The sequence below is a fragment of the Ancylobacter terrae genome, assembly GCF_045108345.1.
Classification (GTDB): domain Bacteria; phylum Pseudomonadota; class Alphaproteobacteria; order Rhizobiales; family Xanthobacteraceae; genus Ancylobacter.
Map to the genome: position 1 here is coordinate 243,526 of NZ_JBJGXH010000003.1, position 14,117 is coordinate 257,642.

The following is a 14,117-nucleotide window of genomic DNA, read 5'->3' on the forward strand; positions in this document are numbered from 1 at the left end:
TCCATGTCGACGTTCGAGCGCTATCTGACCATCTGGGTTGGTCTCTGCATCGTTGCCGGCGTCGCGCTGGGCCATCTCTTCCCCAGCCTGTTTCAGTCCGTCGGCGCAGCAGAGGTCGCTAAGGTCAACCTGCCGGTGGCCGCGCTCATCTGGCTGATGATCGTGCCGATGCTGCTGCGCATCGACTTCTCCGCTCTCGGACAGGTCGCGCAGCACTGGCGCGGCATCGGGGTCACGCTGTTCATCAATTGGGCGGTGAAGCCGTTCTCCATGGCGGCTCTCGGCTGGCTGTTCATCGGCTACTTGTTCCGGCCGTATCTGCCCGCCGATCAAATCGACAGCTACATTGCCGGGCTCATCATCCTCGCCGCCGCGCCTTGTACCGCCATGGTGTTTGTCTGGTCGAACCTCACTAAGGGCGAGCCACACTTCACGCTGTCTCAGGTGGCCCTAAACGACACCATCATGGTGTTCGCCTTTGCACCGCTGGTCGGGCTGCTGCTGGGTCTCTCCGCCATTACCGTGCCGTGGGGCACCCTGCTGCTCTCGGTCGCGCTCTACATCGTCGTGCCGGTGTTCCTCGCACAGGCGCTCCGCCGGAGCTTGCTTGCTCGTGGCGGCGAAGCGGCTCTCCCCCGCCTTCTTGCTCGCCTCCAGCCGCTGTCGTTGGTCGCGCTGCTGGCGACGCTGGTGCTGCTGTTCGGGTTTCAGGGCGAGCAAATACTCGCTCAGCCGCTCGTCATCGCGTTGCTGGCGGTGCCCATCCTGATCCAGGTCTATTTCAACGCCGGGTTCGCCTACCTGCTCAACCGAATAAGCGGAGAGCAGCATTGCGTCGCTGGCCCCTCGGCGCTCATCGGGGCGTCAAACTTCTTCGAGCTTGCGGTGGCTGCGGCCCTCAGCCTGTTCGGCTTCCAGTCCGGCGCGGCTCTAGCCACCGTCGTGGGGGTGCTGATCGAGGTGCCGGTGATGCTGACGGTGGTCTGGCTCGTGAACCGGTCCAAGGACTGGTACGAGCGGCGCCCGGCCGAACACCCGGCCCAGCGGCCCGCACGCCCGTCATGACCTCGGTGGAGACGAGGCCGCCGAGTCCGCGAAGCATCTTCATCACGGGGCTCGGCATCGGGCAGATTTGCTCGTGGGGCTCGCTCTACTACAGCTTTCCGCTGATCGCGGAGGCGATGCGGCTCGACCTCGGCTGTTCCAAGACGGAGCTTTACGGCGCCGCGACACTCGGGCTGGCGCTTGCGGGCGTCGCCGCCTACCCGGTTGGCGCTGCCATCGACCGAGGCCACGGGCGTCTCGTCATGGCGGGCGGCTCGGTCCTCGCGGGCGCTCTACTCATCGCATGGTCGCAGGCCGCCAGCCTGCTCGTCTTCTACGTCTGCGCGGCCGGCATCGGCGCCCTACAGGCAGCGACGCTGTACGAGCCCGCCTTCGCCGTCGTCGCCCGCCGGGCGGGAGCGGGTCATGCCCGGGCCGGCATCACCGCCCTGACCTTGTGGGGCGGCTTTGCGTCCACGGTGTTCATCCCGCTGGTCCAGTTGCTGCTCGACCTCTATGGCTGGCGGCACACGCTGATGGTGCTCGGCGGGATCAACATGATGCTCTGCGCGGCGCTTTACGCCGGCGCCATCCGTCCCGAGCGGGATCATCCGACAGGGTCGCACATGGGCGCGCAGCACGGCTTGTGGTCCGGTACCTCCGTCGTAGGCTGGGCTATGCGCCAGCCGGTGTTCTGGGCACTAGCCGCGGCGTTCGCCGCCTATGCGGCGACCTTCTCGGCCTTCACCTTCCACCTGTATCCGCTGCTCGGCGAGCGCGGCTTCGACAGCACGACCGTGGTCGCGGCGATGGCCATCATCGGCCCGGCGCAGGTCGCGGGAAGGCTCGCCATCTGGCTGCTCGCCCCGGGGGCCTCGGTGCGCATCATCGGATGCGCGGTGGTGATGGTGTTCCCGCTCGCCCTGCTCGCGCTGGAACTACCGCCGCACTTCGCGATCATCGCCATCGTGGCCGCGATGTACGGCGCCGCGAACGGCATCATGACCATCGTACGCGGCCTCGCCGTGCCGGAGATGCTGACGCGGCAAGCCTATGGGGCGGTCAACGGCGCCCTGACCGCGCCCGCCTCGGTGAGTCGGGCCGTCGCGCCCCTGGGCGCCGCGCTCCTCTGGTCCGCTTCGGGCTCGTACGACGCGGTTCTGCTCGCCCTTCTGGCCGGCACGCTCGTGCTCGCGCTCGGCTTCTGGTCCGCGGCGGCACTGTCCCGTCGGGCTGTCCAACCCGCATAGGTCTCGTCATGCCGTCCGATATGCTATCCGATGACACCTTCCCCGCCCTGGACGTGGCCCATCTCGACTTGCCGGACCACGCCAAGTTGGCTGGCCGCGAGCCCTCGACCCACCCGCCACGCATACTGCTGCTCTATGGCTCGCTGCGTGAGCGCTCCTATAGCCGGCTGCTCGTGGAGGAAGCCGCGCGATTGTTACAGCGCATGGGCGCCGAGACCCAAATCTTCGATCCACGCGGCCTGCCGATGCCCGACAGTGTGCCGTCCGATCACCCCAAGGTGCAGGAACTTCGTGCACTTTCGGCGTGGTCTGAGGGCCAGGTGTGGTGCAGCCCAGAGCGGCACGGGACCATCACCGGTATCTTCAAAAGCCAGATCGACTGGATACCGCTGGAGGTGAGTGGGGTTCGCCCCACCCAAGGCCGGACGCTCGCGGTGATGCAGGTGAGCGGCGGTTCCCAATCATTCAACGCGGTGAACGCCCTGCGCGTGCTCGGGCGATGGATGCGGATGCTGACCATCCCGAACCAGTCATCCGTGGCGAAGGCGTTTCAGGAATTCGACCAGGCCGGACCGGAGATGGTTGAACGCTTTCACCACACGCGCGCCGAGCACGAGGTCGGCGAACACCTCCGATGAGGTGCGGCCGTCGAGCTCCGCCGGCTTGAACAGCGGCGCCTCGATCGGGTTGTTAGCGTCGATGACGATGCGCCCGCCGAAGTCGGGCAGGCCGTGGAGTGCTCCCGGCAGCTTCGACCAGTTCACCGCGACGAGCACGATATCCTGCGCGGCGGCGTCCTCGCGGGTGCCGGCCGTGATGGTCGGGCCGATGGCGGCGACCGCCTCCTTTAGGCTCTTCGGGTCCCGGCTGTTGGAAAGGATGGCCGAGATGCCGTTGCGGGCAAGGGCGATGGCGAAGGCGCGGCCGATGTTGCCGGCGCCGATGATGCCGATGCTCGGCATGGGAATGGTCCTTTGCGCGTGGGGCGTGTTCAGGCGGTCAGCCCACCATCGGCGACGATCTCGGCGCCGGTGACGAAGGCGGCCTCGGGGCTCGCCAGGAAGGCGACGACGCCGGCGATCTCGTGCGGCTGGCCGTAACGCCCGATCGCCATGCCGGGGCCGACGATCTTAGCCACCGGGCCATCCGCCGGGTTCATGTCGGTGTCGGTCGGGCCGGGATGCACGGTATTCACCGTGATGCCCTTCGGCCCGAGGTCGCGCACTAGGCTGCGGTTGAAGCCGGCGACGGCGCCCTTGGTGAGCGTGTAGAGCGAGGCGGTGGGGGAAGGCCGCATAGCGTGTCATGGACGAGCCGATCTGGATGATGCGTCCGCAGGCCGTCATGTGGCGCACCGCCTCCTGCGTCGCAACGAACACGCCGGTGACGTTGACGGCGATCATCCGCTCATAGGTCTCAAACGAGATGTCCTCGATCTGTCCGCCAAGCCCGAGGCCGGCGTTGTTCACTAGGATGTCGATGGCGCCGACGCCTCCACGGTCTTCGCCACCGCCGCGCGCGCCGCTTCCGGCTTGCCTGCATCAGCTTCGATGGCGATGGCCTTGCCGCAGGCCGCCTCGATACCGGCGACCACCTGCGCAGCCTTGTCCGGCGAGGCGCTATAGGTGATGGCGACCGCGGCGCCATCAGCGGCGAGGCGCTTGGCGATGGCCGCGCCTATGGAGCGGGAGCCGCCGGTGACGAGGGCCGCCTTGCCGGCGAGGGACAGGGTGTTCAACATGGGTCCAGTCCTTTCAGGGGCTGAGAGATACGCGGTCGCTGGTGCGCAGCCACGGAATGGGAAGGGGTTCAGCGGTCGCCGCGGATCTGCGCCATCAGCCCGCCGCCGTCGGCGACGGTCCAGTGATCGGTGATCCGCCCGTCGCGGACCCGCATGATGTCCATGACGGAGAAGCGGGTGGCGCGTCCGGTGTGATCTGATCCCTGAAAACTGGACCGTTTGAAGCTGGAGTTTTCCGCGCCACAATTCCCTGGCTGGGAGGAGCGGCTCTCGGTGGCGCCCGTCGTTGCGCTTTTGGGTGGTCATGGTATCACGTCGCTGGCAAGGAAAACCCGGCGCGACAGATGGGGCGAAACCGCGCGGCCTTTCAAGACGCCCGGCGCTCCGCCGGGACGGCAACGCGCCGGCCGCGCGGCCCGCTCAGTAGTCGAAGCCGTGGCGCCAATGGCGGGAGAACACCGGCGCGCCGTTCTCGAAGGCCTTGTAGTCCGATTCCAGCATCAGCCTGCCATCCTCCCAGAACACATCCGTCCGGGTTTCCAGCCGGATGGCCCAGCCGGGCCGCTCATAGCGCTGGACGCTCTCGAACCACGCCTTTGCCGAGGCCGGATCGTCCGGCAGGATCGCATAGCCGTGCAGGCCGCGCCCGCCCAGCGTCAGCTCGCCGAGCTTCCAGGTCTTGCGCTGGTTGGTGTTGACGAGTTCGCTGGCGCCGCTGGTCGCATCCCAGGTGACGCGGCGGATGATGTCTCCCGGCTCGATGTCCTCGGACGGGATCGGCGCCGCCGAGACCGGCGGGCTGAACCCGGGCAGGTCGTGCACCGCCGTCTCGGGCATGCCGGGGAGCAGGAGGGCGGTCGCGTCGGGATAGAGCGTGATCGCCCCATCGCGATGTTCCGGCCAGACCATCGGCCAGTAGGTGGTCGAGACTGCCAGCCTTATGCGGCTTCCCGGCCGGAAGCGGTAGGCGACGCCCTTGAGCGGAATTTCGCAGGCGAAGCGCTCGCCCGCCGCCACCCCTTGCGGGCGCCTCACGCGGCGAATGGCGAAGGTGACGCGCGCGGAGGTGCCGTCGGGCGCGATCTCGTTGAGCCGCACGATCACGGTCGCCCGCGCGCCGTCCATCGCAATGTCGAGCGTGAGGCGCGGGATGCCGACGATCTCGACCGGCGCCGCGAGCACGGGCGTGTCCCAGCACAGCGACAGCGCGTCGTCGGGCCGGTTGTCCGCCTGGAATTCCGGTCCGTCGCCGCCGCCGTCGAGCGGGCACCATTCGCCGGCATAGGCGCCGAGGTGCTGGGGCGTATCGACCCGCACCGCGGCGGCTCTGACGGCGGGCTCGGGCGCCAGCATGCGGTCGTCGAGGTGCAGCGCGAGCGGCGCGCCTTCGCAGGGCCAGCCCGGCACGCCGATCCAGCGACCGCCGATCTGCGGGAAACGCGGATGCGGCTTCAAATCCTCGCCGACCCACAGCCGCAGCATCGGCTCGTCCATGATGCCGGTCGGCTCGTCGAGTAGCCAGTGCCGCCACCAGCGCATGCATTCATCGAGGAAGCCGATGGTCGGGCCGGGCACGCCCCAGTTCGGGTACATGTGCGTCCAGGGGCCGATCAAGCCCTTGCGCGGACCCTTGAGGTTCTGCATCAGCCGCAGCACCGGGTCGGAATAGCCGTCCGCCCAGCCGGTAACGGCGTAGACCGCGCAGTCGATGGCGCCGTAGTCCTCGCAGACCGAGCCGTGTTTCCAGAACGCGTCGCGCTCCATATGCGCGAACCAGCTCGCCAGCGGCGGGGTGAGGTTCTCCAGCCGGTTCAGCCAGATGTCGCGCCAGCGCTCGCCGACATGGGCGGGATCGGCCGGCCGGCCGAGCTGGGCGAACAGGCCGGCGCCCCACTGCATGCCGTCGATCAAGAGGCCGCCGCCCATGAAATGGACGTCGTCGGCGTAGCGGTCATCGGTCGAGCAGCAGGTGACGATTGCCTTGAGCGCCGGCGGGCGGCGCGCGGCGATCTGGAGGCCGGCGAAGCCGCCCCAGGAGATGCCGATGATCCCGACCTTGCCGTTGCACCACTCCTGCGCCGCCAGCCAGGCGATGACCTCGCAGGCATCGTCCTGTTCCTGCTTCAGATATTCGTCGAACAGCAGCCCCTCGGAATTGCCGCTGCCGCGCAGGTCGACCCGCACCGAGGCGATGCCGTTCTGCGCGAAATAGCCGTGCACCATGGAATCGCCGATCGCGGTGTTGTCCGACTGGCGGTAGGGAATCCATTCCAGCACCACCGGAACCTTGTCCGCCGCCGGCTGTTCCGGCCGCCACAACCGGCCGGTGAGCACCACGCCGTCGGACAGGGTGATGGCGATCTGCTCATAGGGCGCGGGCTCGTCATGGAGATAGGCGTTGTCCATGGTGCGGTCTTTCATGCGACGGGAGAGGCGGGGAGGGGTTCGGCCGGTTTCTCCGGCGGGCGCGGCAGCAGCGCGAGAGCGAGTGCGCCGGCCGAGCAGGCGATGCCCCCGGCGATGAAGGCGAAGGGCATGCCGAGCCGGTCGCCGACCGCGCCGACGATGAGCGAGCCGAACGGCACCGTGCCCAGCATCATCATTGCGTACATCGCCATCACCCGGCCGCGGAAGGCGGGCGGGCTGAACTGCTGCAGCAGCGTGTTCGAGGCGAGGTTCTGCGACAGGATGGCGAAGCCCATCGGCAGGGCGAGGGCGGCGGTGACGGGCAGGCTGGTGGAGAGGCCGATGCCGGTCTGGGTGAGCCCCAGCAGCAGCGCCGACCAGGCGGGATAGAGGCGCAGGATGGAGAGCCGGTCGAACACCGTCAGCGTCACCGCGGCGATGACCGAGCCGACGCCGGTGATGCTCATCAGCATGCCGGCGACGCTGGCGTCGGCTTTCAGCATGGTGTCGGCCAGCACCGGCAGGAAGGAGAAGTAGGGCACGCTGGTGAAGCTGCAGATGCCGACGAGGACGAGGATCCGCGCCGCGCTCGGATGGCCGCGCACGAAGGCGAAGCCCGCCCGCATCTCCGTCAGGAACGACTCGCGCACCGGCCGGACCGCGGCGGGCACACGGATCCGCATCAGCAGGACCAGCATGGGCAGATAGGCGAGCGCCTTGAGGATGAAGCACCAGCCTTCGCCGAAGGTGGCGACGATCGCCCCGCCCACCGCCGGGCCGACCAGCCGCGCGGCGTTGAACAGCATCGAATTCAGCGCGATGGCGTTGCGCAGGTCGTCGAGGCCCACCAGTTCGGCGACGAAGGCCTGCCGGGCCGGGCTGTCGAACGCCGCGAGGACGCCGAGCGAGAGGGTCAGCAGCAGCACCGTCTCGACGCTCGCCCGGTCGGCGAGGGTGAGGAAGGCCAGCAGCGAGACCAGCACGACATAGGCCGCCTGCGTCAGCACCAGCAGGCGCCGGCGATCCAGACGGTCGACGACCGTGCCAGTCAGCGGCCCGAGGAAGAAGGTCGGGCCGAGGTCGCACAGCGCCAGCAGGCCCAGCAGCCAGGGCGAGGCGCTCAGCCGCCACATCAGCCAGCCGATGGCGATGGAGTGGATCCACGAGCCGACGACGAGGGGCATCTGGGCGAGGAAATAGCGCCGGTAGAGCGGGTTGCGCAGCGCGCGCCCGGCCCTGTGCCGCCAGCTCGGGAAAGGTTCTTGTGCAGCAATGGTCATGAACGCGACGCCAATGGCGCCCTTGCGCCCGGCCGGACCGGACGCGAGGGCGGGATCCCGGCAGGGTCGCCCCTGCCGGGCACTTCGATCAGTTGACGGCGAATTCCCGCAGCAGCGCCCACTGGCCGTCCGGCGTCCAGGCGCCCTTCAGCGTTTTCGGCGACACCCAGGCGTTCACGCCGTGGTAGAGGAAGACATAGGCGCCGGTCTCCTCCAGCTTGTCCTGGAGGTCGACATACATCGCCGCCCGCTTCTCCGCGTCCGCCTCCTCCGAGGCCTTGGCATTCGCGGCGTCCCAGCCGGCATCGCAGGTGCGCTGGAAGTTCCAGACGCCGACCTGGTCGCACTTGAACCACTCCGTCACCCAACTCGGATCCGGCGCGGTGGTGAAGGTGACGAAGAACAGCTCGACATCCTTCCAGGTGCCGCCCTTGGCGTCCTGCTGCTGGGCGGTGAGGGTCGCCCCGTCCATCTGGCGCACGTCGAGCGTGATGCCGACCTCGGCGAGCTGGGCCTGCATCACCTGCGCGGCGACCAGCAGGTCGGCGTCGGTGCCGAACTCGACCTTGATCTTGAGGTCCTTCACTCCGGCCTCGGCCAGCAGCGCCTTGGCGGCGGCGGGATCATAGGGGTAGAGCAGCTTGTCGCGGGCGCCGAGCAAAGGCGGGGGAATGACGCCGAAGGCCGGCTGCACCGCCTCGCCGAAAGTGGCCTCGATCACCTCGGGCACGTTGATCGCCCGCTGGATCGCCCGGCGCACCCGGACGTCGGCCAGCTTGGGGTTCTCGATGTTCATGCCCATCCAGGTGTAGGCGAGCGCCGGCTTCACCGTGAGGACGTCCTTCGACTTCTTCCGGCGCGCATCGATGGAGGAGATGTTGATTTGGCTGACGTCGAGATCGCCGGCGTCGAACGCGGTCTCGGCCGCCACCTTGTCGGCCAGCGGGTAGAGCTGGATCTCGTCGAAATAGGGCTTCGGGCCCGGCCAGTCGGGGTTGCGCGTCAGCGTGATGCGCTCCTTGGGCTGCCACTTGGACAGCACATAGGGCCCGCAGGTGGCGAGCGGATCGGTGGTGATCAGTCCGCCATTCTTCTCCACCGCCGCCTTGCAGACGATGAGGCCGGAGGCGTGCGGCAGGGTGGAGGTGAACAGCGGCACGAACGGCTTCTTCAGGCGGATGATGCCGGTCAGCTTGCCGGTGACCTCGACCTTGTCGAGCGCCGCCCAGTCCGAGGCATAGACGGCGTTCACCTTCGGGTCGGCGAAACGCTCGTAGGAATACTTCACATCCTCGGCGGTGACATCGCCATAGCCGCCCGTCCATTTCAGGCCCGGCCGCAGCTTGAAGGCAATGGCGAGCGGGTTTGTGGCGTCGATGCTCTCGGCGGCATCGAGCTGCCAGCCCCATTCGTCGCCGGCCTTGAACTGCACGAGACCGGCGAAGATGGCGAACATCACCGTCTCGTCGTACCAGCCGCCGCGCGTGGCCGGGTCGAGATTGCGGATGTCGCCGTCGTTGCGGATCTTCAGCGTCTTGCCCTCGATGGCGAAGGAGGCGCCGGCGCCGATGAGGTTCGAGCCGACCGCGCCGAGCGTGGCGGCGCTGAGCGTCTTCAACAATTGCCGGCGATCGAGAACGGGGGACTTCATGGCGTGCTCCGGGCGGGTTCGAGGGAAATCGGGGAGGCGTCGGGAACGGCACCGCCGGCCTGTGCCAGCGGAAAATGGCAGCGCACCTGATGCTGCGGACCGACAAGCCGCTCGGCGGGCGCTTCGCGCCGGCAGAGGTCGACGGCGAGCGGGCAGCGGGTGTGGAACGCGCAACCGTCGGGGCGTCGCTTCAGGCCGGGTATCTCGCCCTTGAGCGGCGCCGGCGCCCCGTCGCGGCCATGGGCGGCGAGCAGGGCGCGGGTATAGGGATGCGCCGGGCTGGCGAAGATGTCCGCCGTGCGCGCGCTCTCGACGATGCGGCCGAGATACATGACGGCGACGCGGTCGGTGACGTGGCGGGCCACCGCGAGATTGTGGGTGATGAACAGGAAGCTGACCGCGGACGCCGCCTGGATAGCGTTCAAGAGGTTCAGCAGTTCCCCCTGCACGGAGAGGTCGAGCCCGGCGGTGGGCTCGTCGGCGATGACGAGCCTGGGGCGCAGCGCCAGCGCGCGGGCCACGGTCACCCGCCGCGCCTGCCCGCCCGATATCTGGTGCGGGAAGCGGGCGGCGAAGTCCGGCGACAGGCCGACCTCGGCGAGGAGTTCGCCCGCACGGCGCCGGCGCTCGGCGCGGCCGGTCCCGTTGACCGCCAGCGGCTCGGTGATCGAGGCGGCGAGCCGCATGCGCGGATCGAGCGCGGCCATCGGGTCCTGGAACATGAAACCGACCTGGCGGCGCATCTCCCGCCAGAACACGTCCTTCGTGCCCGTGGCGCTGGTGCCGGCCAGGGTGATCGAGCCCGATGCCATCGGCGTCAGCCCGCCGATGGCGCGGCCGAGCGTGGTCTTGCCGCTGCCGCTCTCGCCGACCAGGCCGAGCGTCTCGCCCGCACCGAGCGTCAGGCTGACGCCGTCGAGCACCGTCACGTCGCGGGGCTCGCCGCGGAGGCGGTCCAGCAGCGAGCCGGACGGGTAGCGCACGACGAGATCGTTCACCTCCAGCAGCGCCGTCATGCCACCCCCGCGAAATGGCAGGCGGCGCGGGACGCGCCGACCGGGGCGTAGCCGGGTTTCTCTACGCGGCAGACCGGCCGCATTTCCGGGCAGCGGGTGGAGAAGATGCAGCCTGGGGGCAGCGCGGTCGGGCTCGGCACCGTGCCGGGAATGGTCGGCAGGTGGCGCGAGGGCGTCTCGATCCGGGCGGGATCGCAGGCGAGCAGGGCGCGCGTGTAAGGGTGCTGCGGGCGCCCGAGCACGGCCTCGACCGGCCCGCTTTCCACCAGCTCGCCGGCATACATGACGGCGACGTCGTCGCAGAGCCGGCCGACCACGCCCATGTCGTGGGTCACCAGGATGATCGAGCCATCCACCTCGCCGCGCATGTCGCGGATGATCTCGATCACCTCGGCCTCGGTGGTGGCGTCGAGCGCGGTGGTGGGCTCGTCGGCGATGAGCAGCTTCGGCCGCACCAGCAGCGCGGCGGCGATGGCGACACGCTGGCGCAGCCCGCCCGAGAGCTGATGCGGGTACTGTTCGAGCCGCGTCGCGGGGTCGGAAATGCCGACCCGGGCGATCATCTCCCGCGCCCGCTCCCGCTTCTGACCGTGCGAGAGATGGGTCAGGCGGTGCTGGAACTCGACGAGCTGCCGGCCGATGCGGATGACCGGGTTCAGCGCGGTGAAGGGGTCCTGCGAGACGGTCGCCATGTCGCGCCCGCGCAGGGCGCGCCGCTCGCCCTCGCGCAACGCGTAGAGGTCGCGCCCGTCGAGCTCGATCCGGCCGCCCACCGTGGCGCCCTTCGGCAGCAGCGCCAGCATGGCACTGACGAGGCTCGACTTGCCCGAGCCGCTTTCGCCGACCAGGCCTAGGATGCGCCCGCGCTCCAGCGCGAGGGTGATGCCGCGCACCGCCGGCACGGTGCCGTAGGTGATCGAGACGTCGCGCAGGTCGACGATGGCGGCCATCTCAGCGCCCCCGCCCGCTCTTGGGATCGAGCACGTCACGCAGCGCCTCGCCGAGGAAGGTGAAGGCGACGGTGGCAACCACCACCGGCAGGCCGGCGGCAATGGCGAGATGCGGCGCCTGCCGGATGAAGCTGTAGCCGTCGCTCAGCATGGTGCCCCAGCTCGGATCCGGCGGCTGGATGCCCTGGCCGAGGAAGGAGAGACCCGCCTCGATCCCGATCACCGCCGGAATGTCCATGGCGATCAGCACGATGATCGGGCCGAGCAGGTTGGGCAGCAGGTGGGTCACGGCGATCCGCGGCACCGAGGCGCCCATGGACTGCGAGGCGACCACGAAATCCATGCTGCGCAGCACCAGCACCTGGTTGCGCACCACCCGGAAATAGCCGGGCGCCATGGAGAAGGCGATGATGCCGATCAGGGTCGCGAGACTGGGCCCGTAGATCGCGACGATGGCGAGCGCGAAGAGGATCAGCGGCAGCGAGCGCATGGCGTCGCACACCAGCAGCAGCGCGCTGTCTACCGCCCGGTGCCCCAGTCCCGCGACGATGCCGAGGGCGGCGCCGAGAGCCAGTGCCGCCAGGGTGCCCGACAGCGCCACCTTCAGCGCCACGCCGGCGCCGAAGATCACCCGCGACAGCACATCCCGACCGAGCTGGTCGGTGCCGAGCCAGTGCGCGAGGGACGGCGTCTCGAAGCGGAAGCGCGGGGCGATCTTCACGGGATCATAGGGCGCGATCCACGGGGCGAAGACCGCGCAGATCACCAGACCCAGCACTACGACGAGGGCGATGACGCCGGCGGGGTTGGCGAGGAAACGCCGCGCCCCGCTCCAATCCGCGCGCGTCGCGGCCGGTCTTGCCGGCGTGCTTGCCGTCCCGATTTCGCTGCTCAGCGCCATGCTCACCCCTCCTTGCGCATGCGCGGGTCGAGCAGCGCCGCGATGAGGTCGGTGGCGAGGTTGGCGCCGACATAGAGGCAGGTCGTGACCAGCACCGTGCCGACAAGCACCGGCGAGTTGCGCGAGGTGACCGCCGTGTGGGCGAGCGAGCCGAGGCCGGGGCGGGAGAACACCACCTCCACCAGCACCGCCCCGGACAGCAGGTTGCCCAGCCCCACCCCGATCACCGCCACCACCGGGATCATCGCGATCGGCAGGGCGAAGCGCAGCGCGATGCGCATGTCCGAGACGCCGAAGGCGCGGTAGGTGCGGATATGGTTCTCCTGCAGCGTCTCCAGCAGCGCGGCGCGCACCAGCCGGGCGATATACCCGACCCAGCCGAGCCCGACCGCGAAGGCGGGCAGGACGAGATGGGCGATCTGGTCGCCGAGGTCGCCGGGCTCTCCGGCGCCCATGGCCGGCAGCCAGCCCAGAACCACCGCGAACAGGATCAGCGCATAGATCGCCAGCAGGAAGGAGGGCAGGGCGATGACGCCGGTGGAGAACAGGCCGATCAGCCGGTCCATCGCGCCATTGGGGCGCAGCGCCGATACGCAGCCGAGCGGAATGCCGAGCAGGATGGCCCAGCCGAGGCCGACCAGGGCGAGCACGATGGTCTTCGGCAGCGCACTCAGCACCAGCGTCGACACCGGCTGCCGGGTGAGCAGGTCGGTGCCGAGATCGCCGCGCGCGAGATTGCCGAGGAAGCGCAGCGCCTGCACCGGCACCGGCTGGTCAAGGCCCATCTGCTGGCGGAACATTTCCTTCTGCTCGGCTGAGGCGCGCGGGCCCAGCGCGATGGTCGCGGGGTCGCCCGGAACCAGATAGATGAGGCAGAACAGGATGATGATGGCCGTCAGCAGCACGCCGGCGGCAAGGCACACCTGTCTGATCACGTAGCTGCCCACGTGCCGGCTCTCCGCTCAACTGTTCCCCGCGCCGCCGTCTTGCCGGTCGTCCGCGCCGATGGTGACGGCCGAGGCCTATCACGTGATATATTTAGTGATATGCTACGAATGATGCTGCGCTGCGCAAGCACGTTTTTTGTGCAGCGCGCCATTTTCCCGGCGGGCCGGTTCTGTTTTGGATAGGCAGCGGATCAGGAGGAAATCGTCATGAGCGATTCGGCGGCCACCGAGGCCCGGCGGACACGGCCGGCCAAGCTCTCCCTGACCGATCAGGCCTATCACCGGATCCGCCGGGAGATCATGGCCTGCACCCTGGAGCCGGGGCTCGAATTCACCGAGCTCGACATCGCCGAGCGCTTCGCGATGAGCAAGACGCCCGTTCGCGAGGCACTGCTGCGGCTGCAGTTCGAGGGGCTAGTGAAATCCTATCCCCGGCGCGGCTACATGGTGGAGCCGATCAAGATCTCCGACATCACCGAGATCTTCGACATGCGCATCGTGTTGGAGGGCGGCGCCATGGACCTCGCGGTACAGCGGGCGACGCCGCAGGACGTCGACGAGCTGCGGGCCATCGCCCGCTCCATCTCCGATGCCGTCTACCGGGCGGAGCCGGACCGATCCAACAACGTCAACAACATGTTCCACGAGCGCCTGGCGATGGCGGCGCGCAACACGCGCCTGCACCGTTCCGTCGTGCAGATGCTGAACGAGCTCGAGCGCTTCTTCTACATCGAGGCGCAGGCGACAACGGCCTATCCGGTCCAGTATGCCAGCCATCTCGACATCGTCGCGGCGCTCGACAAGCGGGACGCCGTGGCGGCGCGGGCGGCCATCCTCGATCACATCGAGGGCACGCGGCACGTGCTGCTCGCCTCCATGGTCGTGCAGGGCCCGCCGAAGGCCGCCCGCGGGGTCTTCGTGCGCTAGGGCG

The 14,117-nt window shown here is 69.0% G+C and carries 11 protein-coding genes and 3 pseudogenes; 4 read left to right on the forward strand and 10 right to left on the reverse strand.

All coding sequences use genetic code 11. The annotated features are described in order from the left end of the window. Nucleotides 1-3 precede the first annotated feature (3 nt). The 3 genes from arsB to arsH are packed head-to-tail and all read left to right on the forward strand — an operon-like array spanning nucleotide 4 to nucleotide 2,932. The gene (arsB, locus tag ACEUEL_RS17675) at nucleotides 4-1,065 is read left to right on the forward strand and encodes an ACR3 family arsenite efflux transporter (protein WP_405707980.1); all 1,062 of its coding nucleotides are present in this window, start codon (nucleotides 4-6) and stop codon (nucleotides 1,063-1,065) included. After that, nucleotides 1,062-2,294, forward strand: coding sequence for an MFS transporter (locus ACEUEL_RS17680; protein WP_405707982.1), 1,233 nt, complete (start codon nucleotides 1,062-1,064; stop codon nucleotides 2,292-2,294). The genes arsB and ACEUEL_RS17680 overlap by 4 nt, the downstream gene beginning before the upstream one ends. Before the next feature lie 8 nt (nucleotides 2,295-2,302). Then, nucleotides 2,303-2,932 carry an arsenical resistance protein ArsH gene (gene arsH, locus ACEUEL_RS17685; protein WP_405707985.1) on the forward strand — a complete coding sequence of 210 codons (630 nt, stop codon included), beginning with the start codon at nucleotides 2,303-2,305 and terminating at the stop codon, nucleotides 2,930-2,932. Here arsH and ACEUEL_RS17690 read toward each other — a convergent pair. The 10 genes and pseudogenes from ACEUEL_RS17690 to ACEUEL_RS17735 form a co-directional block, all read right to left on the reverse strand. Next, nucleotides 2,855-3,256: pseudogene (locus ACEUEL_RS17690) on the reverse strand (NADPH-dependent F420 reductase); the annotation flags it as partial. The gene arsH and the pseudogene ACEUEL_RS17690 overlap by 78 nt on opposite strands. A 29-nt stretch (nucleotides 3,257-3,285) precedes the next feature. Beyond that, nucleotides 3,286-4,035, reverse strand: a pseudogene (locus ACEUEL_RS17695) (SDR family oxidoreductase). Nucleotides 4,036-4,103: 68 nt separating this feature from the next. Next, nucleotides 4,104-4,238, reverse strand: a pseudogene (locus ACEUEL_RS17700) (ester cyclase); the annotation flags it as partial. Between the two features lie 217 nt (nucleotides 4,239-4,455). Beyond that, nucleotides 4,456-6,441 (reverse strand): CocE/NonD family hydrolase, encoded by a 1,986-nt coding sequence (locus ACEUEL_RS17705; protein WP_405707988.1) that lies wholly within the window; start codon nucleotides 6,439-6,441, stop codon nucleotides 4,456-4,458. A gap of 11 nt (nucleotides 6,442-6,452) precedes the next feature. After that, the gene (locus ACEUEL_RS17710) at nucleotides 6,453-7,721 is read right to left on the reverse strand and encodes an MFS transporter (RefSeq protein WP_405707991.1); all 1,269 of its coding nucleotides are present in this window, start codon (nucleotides 7,719-7,721) and stop codon (nucleotides 6,453-6,455) included. An 88-nt stretch (nucleotides 7,722-7,809) separates the two neighbouring features. Then, a complete protein-coding gene (locus tag ACEUEL_RS17715) occupies nucleotides 7,810-9,372 on the reverse strand; it encodes an ABC transporter substrate-binding protein (RefSeq protein WP_405707993.1) in 1,563 nt (520 codons plus the stop codon). After that, a complete protein-coding gene (locus ACEUEL_RS17720) occupies nucleotides 9,369-10,388 on the reverse strand; it encodes an oligopeptide/dipeptide ABC transporter ATP-binding protein (RefSeq protein WP_405707996.1) in 1,020 nt (339 codons plus the stop codon). Before ACEUEL_RS17720 ends, ACEUEL_RS17715 begins: the two co-directional genes overlap by 4 nt. Continuing rightward, nucleotides 10,385-11,338, reverse strand: coding sequence for an ABC transporter ATP-binding protein (locus ACEUEL_RS17725; RefSeq protein ID WP_405707999.1), 954 nt, complete (start codon nucleotides 11,336-11,338; stop codon nucleotides 10,385-10,387). The genes ACEUEL_RS17720 and ACEUEL_RS17725 overlap by 4 nt, the downstream gene beginning before the upstream one ends. Before the next feature lies 1 nt (nucleotide 11,339). Next, nucleotides 11,340-12,239 (reverse strand): ABC transporter permease, encoded by a 900-nt coding sequence (locus tag ACEUEL_RS17730; protein ID WP_405708002.1) that lies wholly within the window; start codon nucleotides 12,237-12,239, stop codon nucleotides 11,340-11,342. 2 nt (nucleotides 12,240-12,241) lie between these two features. Further along, a complete protein-coding gene (locus ACEUEL_RS17735) occupies nucleotides 12,242-13,186 on the reverse strand; it encodes an ABC transporter permease (protein ID WP_405708005.1) in 945 nt (314 codons plus the stop codon). Between the two features lie 207 nt (nucleotides 13,187-13,393). On the opposite strand from ACEUEL_RS17735, the gene ACEUEL_RS17740 reads away from it, so the two are divergent. Then, the gene (locus ACEUEL_RS17740; RefSeq protein WP_405708008.1) at nucleotides 13,394-14,113 is read left to right on the forward strand and encodes a GntR family transcriptional regulator; all 720 of its coding nucleotides are present in this window, start codon (nucleotides 13,394-13,396) and stop codon (nucleotides 14,111-14,113) included. Nucleotides 14,114-14,117 lie beyond the last annotated feature (4 nt).

Coding starts and splice junctions, on each gene's coding strand:
- arsB (WP_405707980.1), top strand. CDS start 4: ATGTCGACGTTCGAGCGCTATCTGACCATCTGGGTTGGTCTCTGCATC.
- ACEUEL_RS17680 (WP_405707982.1), top strand. CDS start 1,062: ATGACCTCGGTGGAGACGAGGCCGCCGAGTCCGCGAAGCATCTTCATC.
- arsH (WP_405707985.1), top strand. CDS start 2,303: ATGCCGTCCGATATGCTATCCGATGACACCTTCCCCGCCCTGGACGTG.
- ACEUEL_RS17705 (WP_405707988.1), bottom strand. CDS start 6,441: ATGGACAACGCCTATCTCCATGACGAGCCCGCGCCCTATGAGCAGATC.
- ACEUEL_RS17710 (WP_405707991.1), bottom strand. CDS start 7,721: ATGACCATTGCTGCACAAGAACCTTTCCCGAGCTGGCGGCACAGGGCC.
- ACEUEL_RS17715 (WP_405707993.1), bottom strand. CDS start 9,372: ATGAAGTCCCCCGTTCTCGATCGCCGGCAATTGTTGAAGACGCTCAGC.
- ACEUEL_RS17720 (WP_405707996.1), bottom strand. CDS start 10,388: ATGACGGCGCTGCTGGAGGTGAACGATCTCGTCGTGCGCTACCCGTCC.
- ACEUEL_RS17725 (WP_405707999.1), bottom strand. CDS start 11,338: ATGGCCGCCATCGTCGACCTGCGCGACGTCTCGATCACCTACGGCACC.
- ACEUEL_RS17730 (WP_405708002.1), bottom strand. CDS start 12,239: ATGGCGCTGAGCAGCGAAATCGGGACGGCAAGCACGCCGGCAAGACCG.
- ACEUEL_RS17740 (WP_405708008.1), top strand. CDS start 13,394: ATGAGCGATTCGGCGGCCACCGAGGCCCGGCGGACACGGCCGGCCAAG.